The 16,477-nt window shown below is 36.4% G+C and carries 13 protein-coding genes; 5 read left to right on the top strand and 8 right to left on the bottom strand.

Going from position 1 to position 16,477, the window contains the following annotated elements:
• The first annotated feature begins 4 nt into the window (after nt 1-4).
• Nucleotides 5-409, top strand: coding sequence for an RNA-binding protein (locus LEP1GSC203_RS13910; RefSeq protein WP_002974696.1), 405 nt, complete (start codon nt 5-7; stop codon nt 407-409).
• A 4-nt stretch (nt 410-413) separates the two neighbouring features.
• On the opposite strand, the gene LEP1GSC203_RS13905 is transcribed toward LEP1GSC203_RS13910, so the two are convergent.
• Nucleotides 414-950 carry a CoA-binding protein gene (locus LEP1GSC203_RS13905; RefSeq protein ID WP_002974598.1) on the bottom strand — a complete coding sequence of 179 codons (537 nt, stop codon included), beginning with the start codon at nt 948-950 and terminating at the stop codon, nt 414-416.
• A 104-nt stretch (nt 951-1,054) separates the two neighbouring features.
• On the opposite strand from LEP1GSC203_RS13905, the gene LEP1GSC203_RS13900 reads away from it, so the two are divergent.
• Genes LEP1GSC203_RS13900 through LEP1GSC203_RS13890 form a run of 3 tightly spaced genes read left to right on the top strand, consistent with a single transcriptional unit; the run spans nt 1,055 to nt 3,573 of the window.
• Nucleotides 1,055-2,206 (top strand): hypothetical protein, encoded by a 1,152-nt coding sequence (locus LEP1GSC203_RS13900; RefSeq protein WP_002974672.1) that lies wholly within the window; start codon nt 1,055-1,057, stop codon nt 2,204-2,206.
• 7 nt (nt 2,207-2,213) lie between these two features.
• Nucleotides 2,214-2,942: a hypothetical protein gene (locus tag LEP1GSC203_RS13895; protein WP_002974680.1), complete on the top strand. Its 729-nt coding sequence runs from the start codon at nt 2,214-2,216 to the stop codon at nt 2,940-2,942.
• Between the two features lie 49 nt (nt 2,943-2,991).
• Nucleotides 2,992-3,573 (top strand): DUF4334 domain-containing protein, encoded by a 582-nt coding sequence (locus tag LEP1GSC203_RS13890; RefSeq protein ID WP_232225901.1) that lies wholly within the window; start codon nt 2,992-2,994, stop codon nt 3,571-3,573.
• Between the two features lie 68 nt (nt 3,574-3,641).
• Here LEP1GSC203_RS13890 and LEP1GSC203_RS13885 read toward each other — a convergent pair whose 3' ends face one another.
• Nucleotides 3,642-5,333, bottom strand: coding sequence for a methyl-accepting chemotaxis protein (locus LEP1GSC203_RS13885; RefSeq protein WP_002974664.1), 1,692 nt, complete (start codon nt 5,331-5,333; stop codon nt 3,642-3,644).
• 117 nt (nt 5,334-5,450) lie between these two features.
• The gene (locus LEP1GSC203_RS13880; protein WP_084764976.1) at nt 5,451-6,605 is read right to left on the bottom strand and encodes a DJ-1/PfpI family protein; all 1,155 of its coding nucleotides are present in this window, start codon (nt 6,603-6,605) and stop codon (nt 5,451-5,453) included.
• Nucleotides 6,606-6,723: 118 nt separating this feature from the next.
• Here LEP1GSC203_RS13880 and LEP1GSC203_RS13875 point away from each other — a divergent pair, with 118 nt between their 5' ends.
• Nucleotides 6,724-7,866, top strand: a complete 1,143-nt coding sequence (locus LEP1GSC203_RS13875) for an AraC family transcriptional regulator (RefSeq protein ID WP_002974683.1) — start codon at nt 6,724-6,726, stop codon at nt 7,864-7,866.
• A 2-nt stretch (nt 7,867-7,868) separates the two neighbouring features.
• Here the strand turns inward: LEP1GSC203_RS13875 and LEP1GSC203_RS13870 are convergent, their stop codons facing one another.
• The 5 genes from LEP1GSC203_RS13870 to LEP1GSC203_RS13850 all read right to left on the bottom strand — a co-directional run bounded on the left by LEP1GSC203_RS13870 (nt 7,869) and on the right by LEP1GSC203_RS13850 (nt 16,447).
• Nucleotides 7,869-9,044 carry a YheT family hydrolase gene (locus LEP1GSC203_RS13870; RefSeq protein ID WP_002974755.1) on the bottom strand — a complete coding sequence of 392 codons (1,176 nt, stop codon included), beginning with the start codon at nt 9,042-9,044 and terminating at the stop codon, nt 7,869-7,871.
• A gap of 9 nt (nt 9,045-9,053) precedes the next feature.
• Nucleotides 9,054-10,745 (bottom strand): glycoside hydrolase family 2 protein, encoded by a 1,692-nt coding sequence (locus tag LEP1GSC203_RS13865; RefSeq protein WP_002974720.1) that lies wholly within the window; start codon nt 10,743-10,745, stop codon nt 9,054-9,056.
• A complete protein-coding gene (locus tag LEP1GSC203_RS13860) occupies nt 10,745-12,073 on the bottom strand; it encodes an MFS transporter (protein ID WP_039938048.1) in 1,329 nt (442 codons plus the stop codon). The genes LEP1GSC203_RS13865 and LEP1GSC203_RS13860 overlap by 1 nt, the downstream gene beginning before the upstream one ends.
• Nucleotides 12,074-12,170: 97 nt before the next feature.
• A complete protein-coding gene (locus LEP1GSC203_RS13855) occupies nt 12,171-13,703 on the bottom strand; it encodes a lipid A deacylase LpxR family protein (RefSeq protein ID WP_039938046.1) in 1,533 nt (510 codons plus the stop codon).
• Nucleotides 13,704-13,771: 68 nt separating this feature from the next.
• Nucleotides 13,772-16,447 carry a fibronectin type III domain-containing protein gene (locus LEP1GSC203_RS13850; protein ID WP_002974665.1) on the bottom strand — a complete coding sequence of 892 codons (2,676 nt, stop codon included), beginning with the start codon at nt 16,445-16,447 and terminating at the stop codon, nt 13,772-13,774.
• Between the last annotated feature and the right edge of the window lie 30 nt (nt 16,448-16,477).

Genomic DNA, 16,477 nt, shown 5'->3' with positions numbered 1-16,477 from the left:
CCCAGTGATTAAAAATAGTCTTTCTATACTTGTAGGTTTGGTTTCGGCAATGGCCATCATGATGACATTAGAGTTTATGAATTCTTTTTTTGTAAAACCTCCAAGTGATGAGATCATTGCCAATCCAGAACTTTTGAAACAGTTCATGACCAACTTACCAACGTCAGCGTATCTCCCCGTTTATCTCGGATATGTTTTTGGTTCATTCATTGGAGGAATGATCACAATGAAACTTAGCAAAAATCACAACTCGCTCATGGTGATTTTGTTAGGTTGTATTCTTACTCTGGCAGGTTCTTTTAATTTTTTTATTTTCCTACCGGGTCAGCCCCTTTGGTTTGTAGTACTTAGTTTGTTATCCTATCTTCCCTTCGTTTGGTTTGGTAAAAAAATAATTTCTAGACCTTAACCTTTTAAAAATAATTTCTATGTTCGATGATGAGGCAACGATTAGAAACAACACGGATTCCTGCTTCTTCTGCTTTTTTCTCGGCTTCAGGATGGGAAATACCTAATTGGAGCCAGATCACTTCTGTTCCTCCTAGGGTTAAAATTTCATCGATTACTTCAGGAATTTTATCAGAACTTCGAAACACATCGATAAATTTCCGGTCTTCCTTGGGGACATCCTTTAAACTAGGATAGATAGTAAATCCACCTACGCTGTGTTCTTTGGGATACGTTCCAACGACTTCCCATCCTTTGTCTCGAATGTAGACTGGAACATAATGGCTTGGTTTGGATGGATCATTGCTGAGTCCATACACTGTAATCTTTTGGTAGGTCTCAAGAAGCGATTTGATTTCGGTATCTGCTACATTCATAAGAAGAGTATAAAAGATAAATAAGAAATTGCAAGTGGAGAAATGGAAAGGTTCCGCAGAGGTCAATCTTTGGATAGTTAGTTGTATGGCAAACTTTAGCAGGGAAACGGGCGGTGGTTCAAACAAAGAAATTCGATAGGTTTTATTATTGTTTATAAATTATGAAAAAAACCCCCATTGTTTGTTTTTATTGTCTTGAATGTTTTAATAAAGATTAATACGTATTAGCTATGTTACGGATTGAGTTTATTAAAAAACTATCCTTTACTGCTCTTTTGATTGCTGGGATTCGTTCGCAAGTGGGAGGTGAGCCAACCAAAGATGTTACTTCGCCATCAAAATTTGGATTGAACTTTTTTCCTATCTACCCTATGGCTCAGACCGAAGAAATCATCACTTCGATAGTTTCCAAAATTTACCAAACCGGGATGGAACTAGATTTTTTTCTAAATCTCTTCACCGAAGAATTGAAAACACGTTTTCCTTTTGAAGAAAACACGAAAGTCTCAAACTATAAGCAATTATATTCTGCATCTATTCGTTGTGAGGTGGCACACAAACTTGTGGTCACATTGGTCAGAGTCTGGCAAAATTTATGCCTTCAATTTGGGCTGGAGTTTTATGGAAGGGAAGAATTAGAAGCCGATTCAATCCAAATTCAAAATAGTATCCTATCTTTCGGTAATAGATTTGCAATCGGTGATAAACCTCAGTTTTTTAGAGGAACTGGTGAAATTTCAGATTGGAATTCCAACCAAGTATCTTTTTTAGTTCCTTGGTTCGGCCAAGAAAAAACGGAATCCATTCTTATCGATTCGTATCCTATAGATATTGAAGAGGTATGGAAGTCCTTTGAAAATTCAGGCAATACAACCGATTACAATCAGTCTGTTGTTTCGGAGATTTTGGAATTCACTGATAGACTCATTGAGAAAATGGTTTATTTTAGCGCAAAATTACACCAATATTCTGTTCGGTTTTATTATTTAGAGTTCGTACAGAACGAATTTGAAAAAATCCAAAGAACAAAAATCCAAAAAAAGAAAATCAAAACCAAGGATGATTACTTTTGGGTTCGGTCCATATCTTTAGAGTCTGCGATTAAAAGTATAAAAGAAAGAGCGTTTCATATGCAAAGTGGGGTTTACCACCCACTTGATAGACAAAACCAACAAATGACAGTTTCCTCACTCATACGCGTGATTGATCAGATATCCTCGGCCGCTGGCGGAGGTAAAGATGTATGTAAGAGATTAAAATTGGCAAACGATTTTGGTGGTATTTTGACTGTATCAACTGCGAATACTGCCAGTCATGCTCTTCCTGTTTTAGAGGATGCAATCCGAACATTGCAAAAAGAACGTAAGTTATATTTTCCATGAGGAATTGATGAAACTACCATATAACCTAATTCAGTCGGTTGATCCACAAAGAGAATCTATCATCCAAAAACAAATATTGAAGATAAGAAAAGAGATATCTCAATGGGGTGATAAATATGTAGATACAAATTTGGGACAAAATGAAATTTTACTTCGAATTGATACTAAAGCATATACATCTTTTTTGATAAAATTAAAAAGAAATTCTGAGTATACAATTGATTCCAGATTAAAATTTATTTCTTTAACAACAAATGCATTAGAAAGGTTATACCAGTCACAACCTACAAAAACGACTTTTCAAAAACAAACCTTCCTAATCAAAAAAACATTAGTTTATTTAGACACCTTACTTGCGATTACTAATCGAATTTCAATGATTTCTAAATCAAAACGTTTTGATAAAACTAATCAATTGAATGTCCAAGAGGAAGTTACAGAATTAATCGACGAAGTGGATCGAATTGCTTCATTAGCCGAGTATCATCAAATGAGGTTGTTTGGTGGGGATTATGCTAAATCCTCGAGAACTGCTTCCATGTGGTTTATCAATGAACAAAAACGGGAACTTTTTAGAATCTTCATTTCCACTATGACTTCGAAGGCCTTGGGGCTAATGGGATACGATGGATCTTATTTGACGTTATCGAATCCCATTTTGTTTCAGAAAAAAATAGAGGAAGCTATTATAAGAATCGCCGAAGAACGAAAGAGGATTCAATCTGTTCTTGATTGAAGTTTCAAAATTCGTTTTGTTTTTTTGTATATATATTTCCTAGGAGTGTGTGTACAAAAAGATTGGCTTAGGTTACAATTTAATTATGAATACAAATGAAAAAAAGTTTAACGAAATGCGTAGTAAAAAGAACAATTCCGTTAACGATTCGTTCGCACTCTTTGACGCACTTGAAAACGTTTCTATAGAAGATACTATTGGCCAGTGGCATGGATCGGGATTCCATACATCTCATACGATGGATGGTGCATTGGAAACATTCAATTGGTATGGTAAAGAATTTGTCGACCCAGACAATGTTCACCCGCTGGTGTTTAAGTCTTTTGGTAAAACATTATTTAAAGTAAATCCATCCCTAATGCCTGTTCGGTTGGCAACCATAATCCCTTCCACAAGCTTATGGCCATTGCGGTATTTATTTTTATTGGTTCGGTTTTTGTTCCAAACTTCCAAATCAAAAGCTCGTGTCAGAAGAATAGAATTTCGTGGGCAACTCACTGCCGCCATGATCTACGATAATCTTCCAATTCATGACGTATTTAAAAAAGTAAATCAAAATACTTTGTTTGGATGTATGGATTACAAAGGAATGAATCAACCTTTTTTCTTTGTTTTGGAACGAGATAAATAGAAAATATACAGATCATTTTGATTATAATTATAATAACAATGGTCTGTATATTTTGTTCGTTTAAAAGTTTAGTCGTTTAACCAAGTTATTCCTGTTTCTAAACTTGGTACCGATTTTAGTTCTACATTTCCTGTTTTCAAAGTTTGGTCATCAATAGAGATAGCGGCCAGTGCAGAGTTTGGTACAACTACTGCCATCTTTCGGAGGCTGGAATTACTTGCTTTGGGAAACCAATTGACGTTTACCCATTCTTGTGCGGAACGAGTTACTAGTCCCATCCTTCTAGTATCGGCAAGCCACTTGCGGATGTTATATTTGTGTATAATGTTTAATGCTTCGTTTAAGATTTCTGTATATTTATCTTCACTGAAGTTTGGCGTCCAAACTACTTCCAATAAATCTTTTTCTTTCACATAATATATACTACCGATTTCTGATCGGAATTGAAGTTTGTGGGTAGCTTCATCTCTCTCTGAAATCGACGATTCATCGGAAGTAACATCTGTTTTGAAAAGATCGACCATTGAAATCAGTTTGTCTGCAGTGTTTGCAATTGCCGTGATTTTTCCAGCAAGTAGGTCGCTACTTTCAGAATTACTAAAGGACGATTGGCTAATTGAGGCAACAGATGCCATTACTTCGTTTGTTGCTGTTTTGTGTTCGGTAACAGCTTCTTTGATTTCTTCAGATCGTTCTTTTACAAAGATTGCTTCTTTGAGTAATTTGTTTTTTAATTCTTTTTGCATATTTACTGCAGAATGAACTTCTGTTATTTTTCCAGAAATAGAATCAATGTTACCAATGATTTCTTGAATTTCCATTGTGGTTTTTTCAATTCGTTCTCTACCCAAAGAAACATCATTTTGATTCTTTTTCATTAAAGAATCGATCCCTTTGACGGCACCTGCAGTTCGTTCTGCAAGTTTTGATACCTCTTCTGCAACAACAGCGAATCCTCTTCCTGCATCACCTGCACGTGCAGCTTCGATTGATGCGTTGAGGGCAAGCATATTGACTTGTTCGCTAATTTTCGAAATTACATCTACAGTTTTAGAAATTTCAAGGGAACTGTTGGACAAATTGTCCATTGCTTCATTCATTGTGCGAAGTGTATTTTTTCCCGCTTCTGCGCGATCAATTATGTTTTTAATAGAATCTAGAGTTCCTTCTACATACTCTCCTGTTTTGTCAATCGCAACTGATAGTCGATCTACTTCTGACGTTAGGTTACTCATGCTTTGTGAGTTGTTTTCCGCTATGTTTGAAATGGAAACAGCTACTCCTGAAATTTCCTCTATGGAAGCCGATACTTCTTCAGTTGCTGCTGACTGGGATTGTAAGTTTGTTGCAAAGTCAAGAGTTACTAACTTCATTTCTTGTGAATCAGAAGATAGAGTGTCTGCCGATGTTTTGATATGTTGTATGAGTTCTCCTTGTGCTTGTAACATTCTATGAAAACTCGTGTAAAATTCAGACAATAGATCATTTTTTTTGAATATGAGTCGAACTTGCAAATTTCCAAGTCCCACTTCCTTAAAGGCAGCTTCCAACTTCCCAAAGATTTTACCAAACCAAGAACTTAAGATCAAACCGAAGAGAAATCCAATGACCACAAGAAGTATGATTTCTGTTGCAATGATTGGTGTTAGGTTTTTTGGCAGGGAGTTTTGTATCTGCAAAACGATAGTCATGCAGGAAAGCAAAACTAAGCCAAAGACCAAAAAGGAAAGAATGAAATATAGTTTTAGTTTTGAATGCATAAGTTGAATGATTCCAGTTTTCATAGGAGCAAAAGAGATGCTAGCCTAAAACCCAGGAAGAAGAATTTTTGAAATTGGAATCTGATCCTATCTGATTATACACGAGACATAATGAAATCATTGTTGGATGGAAAACTCTAATTGCATCGCAACAAATTGCTTTGTGAGCATTCCGTATCTTCTTTCAATCTCCGACAGTGTATCGATTAATTCTTGGCTCGCCTTTGTATTCTTTGGAATTTCTTTAAGGTTTTGTACTTGATTTGAAAGATTCTCTTGAGAATCAGAAACGAACTGGATTCCTGATTTCGTAATGACTGTGACCTGTGAACTTGAAATTGTTACCGCTTTTGATTTATATGTACGAGAGTAGGCATCCGCAACTAAAGCTAAAGAGATTTCATCAATGCCATCATAGATAAAAATTCCTATGGTTTCGTAACTCCAAAAGGCAATCAGGTTTTTTGCGGCAGTTAGATATTGTTTCCAACCTAAATGAAATTTTTCGCTATCATGCGTTGAATCCCAGTGGGAAACACCTAGTTCGTTTCCTATTTCCATGGCTTTCTTTTCTCCACCTATGGATTCTACGAGAGCTAATGAGAAAGGAATGGAAGCGGTAACTCCAGAAGTTGTGATGATATTTTTATCTTGAAGGTATCTTTTGTTTTTGATCCAATCCGTGTCTGGAAACGATTTTGTTAGTTCGGGTATTGAATACCAATGTCCGGTGGCTTTTTTGTCTTTTAACAAACCCGCATGAGCCAATGTCCACACTCCATCACAAATTCCTGCAATAGAGGCACTCAATTTGTTTTGTTTTTGAATCCATTGGATTATAGTTTTGTTCTCCATGTTATGAATGGCGGGAACGATCACAAGATCTGCTCCTTCCGGATGTAGAGTATCAAAGTCTTCTATTGAAGTGGTAATTTCGATAGATAAGGAAGGAAACATTTCCATTTTTCCTTTGTTAGGTGCAACTGCATACACTTCTGCAATGTTGGCCCTTTTAAGGACTCCATAGGGAACTATGAAATCAGTTAGTTCTGTATATTTGTTTTCGCCAATCACAACTATGACGGGTTTTTTGTGCGGTGGTTTAACTGAAATTTTCTGTAAATAGGTTTTTTGGTCTTTGTTTGTTTGCCCTAACAGTTTGATGGCACCGAAACCAAGAGTTAAAATCACAAAAAAAGTTATATGACTCAGAAATCGTCGTCTGACTCGGGAAGATGATTTTCGGGGAATTGTTGTGTGGTTTAAATTCATAGAGAAAGTATCACATGTTTATTTAGGCCAGTCGTCCGTTCGGATACAAATGGACTAAAAAGATTGTCATTACTTTAAAAAAAATAGACAATCGGCATTTTAGTTTATACATTGCGTTATGAATTTGATTCCGTTTGCCGGATTTGTCGTGGCAGTTTTACTTGCAGTTTCTCATGGGATAGAAACGTTTCAACAAATGGGTGAGAGTAAAAATGGCCACTCTCCAAAAATGCCACCGCAAAAATTGTTTGAAGTTAATTTTTATTTCAGATCTTTCTATCGTTTTACTTCTACGTTTCTCTTCCTTGCCCTTGCCATTTTGCAATTCCACATCTACGGTGAGTTGACTAGAGAAATCAATTCCTTCCCCTTCCTTTTTGGAATTCATATTCCATTCCTTCTTTTGATTGGACCTTTAAGTTATATTTATTTTGAAGAAATGAGTGGAGGTGAAATTTACAAAATTCGTTTCTACCATTTTTTGCCGAGTATACTTTCTTTAATCTTTGTTTACCTGCTACGTCCCAAGAATTTTGAACTGCCACTACTACATTCGCAGATATCTATTGAAAATTTTTTTTACCTTACTATAATTGAATCACTACTGAGCATTGGAGTTGTATCAATTTTTATATATACTGTATCGATCATGATACGGGTGTTTCGATGGAAATTTGATTTTAAAAAAAGTATAGAATCTTCCTTTATTCCTTTTTTATTTTTGTTAATTTATTCCTTGTCTGTTGTTGTTTTGTTCGTTTTGTCTCAGGTTTTATTTATGCAATTGTTTCTCCTCGCTTGTATTGGGCTAACCTCTCTTTTAGTTTTGATACTATTATTAAAAATAAACGGTAAAGAACTCATTTCAAATTTCAAAAAGGAAACACGTTCTGTACGTTATAAAGAAAGTCGTGTGAATGGAATCAATGTAAATCAAGTTTTGCAAAGATTGGATGACTTGATGAATCTGGATCATTTGTATTTGAACGAAGACTTAAGTTTGCCTATTCTTTCTAAACGTTTAGGACTACATACACACCAACTTTCAGAAATCTTAAATTCTATGTTGGGTTGTACATTTCGTAACTATATTAATCAATTTCGGTTGCAAGAAGCTGCAAGGCTTCTTTTGGAAAAACCTGATATGACAATATTGAGTGTGATTTATGCCTCTGGATTCAATTCTAAATCTTCATTTCATAAACTTTTCCAAGAACGATTTGGTATTTCGCCACAGCATTATCGTTCAAAAATAGATTAAATCTATTTTCTCTTCGCTTTTTTTCTAGGTTTTTTCGCTAAGTTTGGTTTATATAAATTTTCTTTGAGAACTGCGGAAAAATATTCTCCTATGATTTTGTCAGACCAGGAACTTGCTTGAATTCCTTCAAAATAGGCGATATGGCTTCCTCGTTTTGTATGTACATGAATTGTATTAGGAAGTGTCTCTAACCAGTGGAGATTTTCTAATACATTTTGGTTCACACAAATAGGATCGTCTGCCGAATTCAAAACTAGTAAAGGTGTTTTTATGTTTTGTGCAACTAACACAGGATTGGAATGGAAATAGTAATTTTCCTTATCTTTGAAGCCAGAAATGGTATGTAACTTATCTTGAAATTCACCGATGGTTTTAATTTTGAAGAGTTCATCCACTCCTTTTAATTTCGATAAACTTTCGTAATGAGTTTTTAAAAAATAATTAATTAATCTTTGTCCCATAATTTTACCATACACTGGGTGGACTCTGTGAAAGGCTTTTTCAATATCATAAGCAGGTGAAACCGCAACAGCTGCTGTAAATTGGCTTTTTATACCTGCTTCCCCTAAGTAACGTGCAAGTAATCCGGAACCAGCCGATATTCCTACACCAAACAATTGTTTTTTGGGATATTTTTTTTGGATATATGCTAATTGTTCTTTTAAATCAGAAGTTGAACCCATCGTATTTATTTTTGGTTTGGTAAGTGGGAGATTTCCATGCCCCCTACGAATACAAACAACCACAATCCAGTCAAAACGCTCTCGCAAATATTTTACTGTAGATTTCACATCTTGTTCATCACCGCTAATTGTATGAAAGAGTACAACGATTGGCTTTTCATCATTTTTGGAATTTACATTGATGCCTGACCATGCAAGACCCGTAATTCCTCCATCTTTCATTTTTAACTGTTCCAATCGGTCGTAAGAATATGGTTTTGTGCGATACTCTTTTATCATCAGGAGGAATAACATGAGGTGCTGGTTAAAACACCAAACTGTAGGATAGTATTTTTTTGTGAGGTTTGGAGATCTGTCTATGATCCGAAGTAAAAACTCAGATTCACTAAATCGCAGAACGGGAGTTTCAGTTACATCTAAAAAATAGTAAATTAGAAAGATTAGTGTAATGATTGTTAAAACAGTAAATATTGGATAGTTTGAAATGAAATCCATTCTTTTGTCCTATCGGTATACTAATTTCGAATTTAATTTACGCATAAAATCTATATCGAATTTTACTACTTTTCGATCGTAAGTGACTATTCCGTTGATTTCTTCCTCAACATCACTAACTTGAGTATAGATGGAAGCGCTGAGCCCTTTTTCGATTAAAGGAATAAGTTCCTTTTCAATCAGATTGCGATATTCTTTTTCTAAACTTTCTTTATTGGGTAAGATTTTGTAGCCAAAAAGATTGTTTTCATCGTAAACATGGCCATCAGTTTTTAATGAATAGCCGCCAAACTCACTTAGTACTATGACTCTTTTTTCATTTTTAGGGACTTTTAGTTTTTGGTAGTAAAGATGTAAACTTTTAAGGTCACTACTATCCTTCCCTTGGTCATACCATCCGCTGACACTATCAATGGTTCTTGTATAGTCTAATTTTTTTAATTCAGCTGTTAATTTTATACTATCGAACTGTCCCCATCCTTCGTTAAATAAAACCCAGACAGATAAACTAACTGTATTTTTCAATAAGTTGACTGTTTTATTCATCTCTGATATAAATTCGTTTCTGCCTGATTCATCAGTTCTATTTAAAAATTTATATTTTGTATCATTTGTTTTCCAACCTATAAATGGTAAATAAGCAACCTTCCATGTCTCGTAAGGACCTCCACCACAAACAAAGTCTTGCCAAACTAAAATGCCTAGTCGATCACAATGATAATACCAACGTAATGGTTCTATTTTAATATGTTTACGTAACATATTAAATCCCATCTCTTTCATGAGTTTGATTTCTTTTACCATTGATTCATCGTCTGGTGGTGTGAGAAGTCCTTCTGACCAATAACCTTGGTCCAAAAGTCCGTTATGAAAGTAAGGTTTGTTGTTTAGGAATAATCTTTTGAATTTTCCATCGAATCCAATTGAAAATTTTCTCATTCCAAAATAAGATTTTACAGTATCACCTGGAGTTTTGATTAAAACACTATAAAGTTTTGGATCTTCTGGTGACCATAGTTGCATATTGGGAATCTTTATGTTTGCATTTTGATTTGAAGATTCTGCAATTATTTTTTCCCCATCTAATATTTGTATTGTTATGGCTGAACTTTCTGTATCTACAATGATTTCTACTGATTCTGTGTCTATATTTGGTGTAATCTTAACGTCTTTTACATAATCTTTCGAAACACTTTCTAACCAAACCGTCTGCCAAATTCCTGATTGAGGAGTGTACCAAATCCCACCTCGTTTCAGTTTTTGTTTTCCTCTGGATTGTGTTCCTGTATCAGTAGGATCAGTAACGATAAGTTGGATTTCATTTTTACCAATTTGAATTAACCGAGTGATATCGATTTGGAATGGTAAAAAACCTCCTTTATGAGATCCGGCTTCTGTTTTGTTAATATAACATACGCAAGCGTAATCTACAGCACCAAAATGAAGTAAGGTGATTTCTTTGATAAACTCGGAAGAAAGGTCAAATTCTCTTTTGTAAATTAATTCTTCATTTGGTTGGAGTATGAAATTTCCGATTCCACTTGCCGAAGTTTCTGGAGAGAAAGGAACATTGATTTTATAATTTGTCTTTGTTTCAACCCCTTGTTTTGAGTGAGATAAATCCCATTCTCCATTTAAGTTTATATAACTAATACGCTCAAGTTGAGGTCGTGGATATTCTGTATGAGAAATAATTTTCATTATGAATGTTTACCTCGTAATAATAGGGAAAGAGGAATGAAAATGAGGATACAGAAGATAGCGCCGACTAAAAAGATTTCTGGCGACGGCACATGTGCCATTGCTCCATTCACTGGATCGATATAAGTAAGGTTGGTTCTTTCATTGATTGTTTCCCCAATCATAGGGCCGATGTACATTGGGATCAAAACAAAAAATATCATACGAATTCCCTGAAGTTTGCCTGTGTTTTCTGTTGGTGTATTGTCCCGAATTTGTGCTCCTAAGAGTGCTAAAACTTGCACAAATCCAGTGATTAAGATGAGGCTAGTGATACCTGTTAACCACATGACCATTAAACTCTGGCTTAAGTCAATTGTTTTGGACATTGTATATAACGATAACATTCCAAAGATATATAGGATTGAGAAGTATATGAGTAATTTATCTTTGTTTTTCCCGTCAAATTGTTTTCCCAGTATAACGGTGATGATGCTAGCTCCAAGAATGACACCGGCAAGGACAATTGAATATTGTATGGCATCGAATTTTAAGTATTCTTGCATATAAATGATCAGGTATGGCATATAAATTTGACTTGCGATTCCATAGATACCCATAGCAAAAAAATATAAATATAATTTTTGATTTTCTTTAATAACAACAAATTTGAAACCATAAGAAATGTCTGAAATAAAATTTGTATTTTGTTTTTTAAGATTGGAGTTGTCTTTGATAAGCCAAATTCCAATGATTCCTGAAACAGACATCATCGTTCCTACAGCAACAAATAGTCCAGGATAACCTAATGCACTTACAATCATTCCAAAGCCACCGGCAACAATTAACATTGCAAGAAGTGGCATAGCAGACAACACACCTTCCGCTAAACTTCTCGCATTTTCTGTGTTATCTGTTACATAAGCATTAAAAGCTGCATCGTTGGCAGTGGATCCAAATGCTGTCATTATACAATCTAAAGTGATCACAATTGCAATGGTTAAGCTTATGATTTCATTGGGGTCAGATAACCCGAACCATTGTGCTGTATTTTCTTTGGAAACAAATGCAAAGGACAACGTAAGTATCCCCCATAGTAGATAACCAAAAGAAATAAATAGTTTTCGATTTCCTGCTTTATCTGTTAGAATACCGGCGATCAATGTGGCAACGGTTGCAACAATCCCACTCAACTGAACCATAAGTGTAACAGAAGATGTATTCTTTGCGATTGTATTATAGATGAAGAGGTTGAAATACATATTCTCGACGGACCAAGCGATCTGTCCCACGAGGCCAAATAAAATGAGTACCGACCAAAGTCGTCCACCTAGATTGTGATTGTTCATGATCGCTTAGTGTCAGAGATAGATGGCTTTATTGGCGACTAAATTTTTGACACTGGTTCAATTTTCTTTAATAGTGATTCTAATTACAAAAGGATTTTTAGAATACTTTTCCCAATTGAAATCCAAGCCATTGGTGTTGTTGAGGTAATCCTTTTCCTGATTGAAAATCAATTGTTTGGTAATTGTAATGAATACCAAATAAAAATCCTGCATTCGAAACCGAAACAAAACCTGCTCTGACAAAACCGACAGCTCTTTTTAAGTCTGCCACATAAGTTTTTTCATCTCTATATTCTATTTCTTCACGTAACAACTGCAACAAGACTTCTCTTTGTTTTGGATCTAAAATAAACTGTGATAAAATTTCATAAGAATAAAGACGAATCAATGGAGGAAGTTTTCCTCCTTCCGGTCTAAAAATTGAATAAATTGCCAATGCACGAGCGTTATCTGGTATTTGATCCCATTGGTCTGTTAGGTTTTTTAATAAAAATAAACGAGTCCCTTTTTCGATATCTTCAGCACCGTTAAAAATATTGTTAAAGATCAAATAATTGAGACCTATGTTGTAAGGGTTATTCGTGCCATTAACTAAAAATTCATTAAACAAAATATATCTTTGAAGAGAGTTTCTTCCGTTATCTTCTGCAAGAGCTCTATATTGAATTTCTCTTTCTCCAGCTTCTGGAGTTGGATTGTTTAAATAATTATCCCAATTACTAAACGCGGAATCTCTACTCTGAGATTTGTATGTTTTGTCTGTACCCATTTGGCCTTGGATCGTTGCATTGTAGAACTGGAATGTTCCACCAGGATTTATATAAAAATACCAATACCCTTTTCCATCTTCATGAAGAATAGGCGGGCCTGGTTGCAGTGCAGAACTACCTGGTCCCGGTGTTTTGTCTACATTCCCAAAACGAAAGATAAGTCCAAAGGAGGCATCAGTTTGTATATTCCCTAAATTTAAATTGTATTGGGTTCCAAAAAATCGATGATGAAATTTCCTTACGTCTGTTTTTAATGCGCCTGAGTAGGAATTGGGGATTTGTGTGTCCCATCCTTGTGGGGTAGGTGATCCGATGAGATTGTGAAAGTTCATCTGCGCTGATTTTCCTCCTACTGAAGGTCCTATCATTCCTACTTCCAATTCTGTTGTGATGCTAGTATCTTCAGTAGCTGTCGTTAAAGAATTACTGAAATATGCACGACTCGAATATGGTCGATCTCCGTAAGATACATCCGCCTTTGTTATGTTTGTTGGTGTATAAAATTCTTGGCCCAGTGCAAATCCTTGCAGATACCTGGTGTTTTGAGAAGGTGTAATGAATAAATCATTCCAATATCCTAATATCCTGCGAGTAGGATTCGATTCTCCTGCTGTCATATGAAATTCTAAACGAGAACCGTTGGTATAATATCGATCTGAAAAAGCTCCAAAGGCATCATTTTCCATAATGAGCCTAATTTGGTATTGGTCTTTTGTTTGTGTTACAGGGACCATCCTCTCAGTTTCTGGCAAGGTTTCCAGTTTTACTGGTTTTTGTTTTTTGGATGTTTTTGAAGTTTGGGCCCAAATGCCAAAGTTAAATATAATTACCAACAGGAGGAAGTGGCGAAGGACTTTCATGGTCCTATAGAAAATCCCCCCAGAGAAATCGCAAGGAACTCTCTGGAGTTTGAATGAGTTTCGTTATCTCAATTGACTGTCATGGTACCCATCTGGGCATCTGAAAAGGAAAGGCCGCTGTTTGATCCACTTCCATCTAAATCACAATAGGTAGTGGAGGCTACACCGGAAATGGAGAACCTAAAGACATACCGATAAGTACCAGGAGTAGAAGGTGCTGTGATTGTAGAATAGTATTCATCATCATTACCAATTTGCAAATTAAATGTGGTAGGAGTGAAAACCCATAACTGTGGGTGTGTGATTGGATTTGTATTGTTCGGTCCATAACCGACACTTGCAATCACTCTAGCGTCAAAGCCTGCTACTGGAGTTACTAATTCATGATAAATTCTTCCGTAAATAATATCAGAGGTTCCACTGGCTGAAACAATTAAAGTTGGTGGCCATTGAATTACACAATACTGAGCAATCGGTAAATTTGTCGGTGTCTTATTCACTTCCGCACTTAGAGAACTTTCTCCTCCCGCATGAATCGCTGCTAATCGAAAATAATAGATTGTATCATTGGTCAGTCCAGTCACAACTATGGGTGAAGACGTTCCAGTAACGGAAGAGTTGCTTGTTGTCACTCCTGATGTTGTACCGTAGTATACTTTATAACTTGTGGCACCAGAAACTGTAGTGAAAGCGATAGAAATTTCCGTATTTCCCACTGTTGCTAAGGAGATTGTTGGTGCGGATGGGGGACCAACAACAACAGCAAGACTGGATACAGATGATACATTCCCAGCTTGGTCACAACTTCGCGCTTTAATCGTATAACTTCCATTTGGTAAGGTAGCTGCCGTTGTATATTCTGATCCACTGGAAATGGTACAAGCGGTTCCACCACTAAAAGCGGGGTCCGTTCCTGTAGTCGAATAAGCTGTTTTTTTGCATCCGGTTCCACCAGTATCTGAGCAACTTAATGTTACCGTAGTTCCACTTGGATGAGGGCCATTCGTTGTTGGAGAAGTGATACTTACGTTTGGCGCCGTAGAATCTTTAGTGAGAGAAAAGGAATTGGAGCCAAAGTTGGACACTAGGTTTTCAACACAAATTCGAATTGTATTCGATCCTACTGAAAAGTTGGAATTGATTATAGTCGAAGTGGTATCTGGACCCCCTGCAGCCACAGATCCAGATACATTTAGATTTCCAGATCCATTGGATAAGGCAGTTCCCGTAGAACAACTGGATCCACCCACTCTGAGTTGGTAAGAACCAGCCTTGGAACTTTGCCAAGAAACAGTCACTGTGTCTGTTCCATTAAGGTATGTAGTATGTGAGTTAATTGTAATATTTGCAACTGTTGTATCAACACTATAAACACCACTGGTTACCGAACTGACGTTTCCTGCGGCATCTCTTGCGATGTATTTTAAATAATTGGCATTTGCGTCAGAAAGAGAAATGGCTGAGGTATACTCAGTTCCTGAAGTGGTACTCCCAGAAACTCCATTGATAGCAGGGTTTGTTGGTGCAGAACCAGATTGAAGTGCATAAACAGTTTTGGTACAACCGGATCCACCCGTATCAGAACAAGCTAAGGTTACAGAAGTGGTCGTCGAAAAATTTCCCGGACCTGGAGTCGGCGTTACAGATGGTGCTGTATCATCTCTGGTGATTTGAAATGTTTGAGAACCTGTAAGTCCTAATGAAGTAACACAAATTCTATATTCTTTACTGCCTTCTCCGGAGAAATGAGATCCAGCACTTCTCGTAAAAGATTTGTTCACACCGGAAGTAACAGAACCATTATCCACTTCAGTACCATTGTTACACGAAGAGGAACCTTCTTTGATACTATAGGTCCCCGTTTTATTGGATGTCCAAGTTGCAGTAGAACTTGCGATAGCCCCAGCAGAGTTACTGATATAATTTGCCGAGAGTGATACCGATACAGAAGGAGCAGCTGAGTCAATAGTATAAGTCCCGGTTGCAACTGTTGATACATTTCCTGCTAAGTCACGGCACAAGGCTTTTAATGTATAATTTCCATCTCCCGAAAAGGAAACAGACTTATTCGGGGGATTTGCCGTTAAACCTACCTTAGGTGAAAAAGAGGGAGTGTTCCCATCAATAGTATAAAGAATGGTCCCTGCTGCTACAGTATCTTGGCATTGGATTGTGACTGTAATTGTAGAGGAGGAAGTAGCAGAACTAGGTGATAAGTTCAATGTTGGAATAGTAACGTCAGTTAATATTTGAACTATGGTTGTATCATTTGCAGTTCCATCTCCATCAGTATCAAATCCTTCGGGATTTCCATCCTTATTTGCATCGACTAACACGACTGTATTACCAGTACCATTTGGTCCGGTAGTAATCGCGATGATACCGGCGTCGGTTACGGAAATGTAATAGTCAGGAACTCCGTCACCATTTTGATCTACAGCATCTGGGATTCCATCACCATTTGTATCAAGTAACACTAGTGAAGGAAAGTCGTTTCCATTTAGATTGATTCCATCAGAGATTCCATCCCCATTAGAATCTGTAAGAATACCATCAGGAATGCCGTTGTTGTTTAGGTCAATTGTGGCTCCCGGTTTTAGGTTCGACGAATTTCCTGTGGTGCCACCACCTAAACCGAGTAAAATCGATTCCATTCCAGACTTTTTTTCTTCCCCTGGCAAAAGGATGCACTGGGTAGTGATTAGAAATGATATAAACAATACTGATAGAGTTCTAATTTTCATATGTTTTCTCGCTTGTTAGTCGATAGCCAT

This window comes from Leptospira terpstrae serovar Hualin str. LT 11-33 = ATCC 700639, from assembly GCF_000332495.1.
Lineage (GTDB): Bacteria > Spirochaetota > Leptospiria > Leptospirales > Leptospiraceae > Leptospira_A > Leptospira_A terpstrae.
The sequence above is the reverse complement of the archived record's forward strand: the minus strand, read 5'-3'. Positions and strand labels throughout refer to the sequence as shown.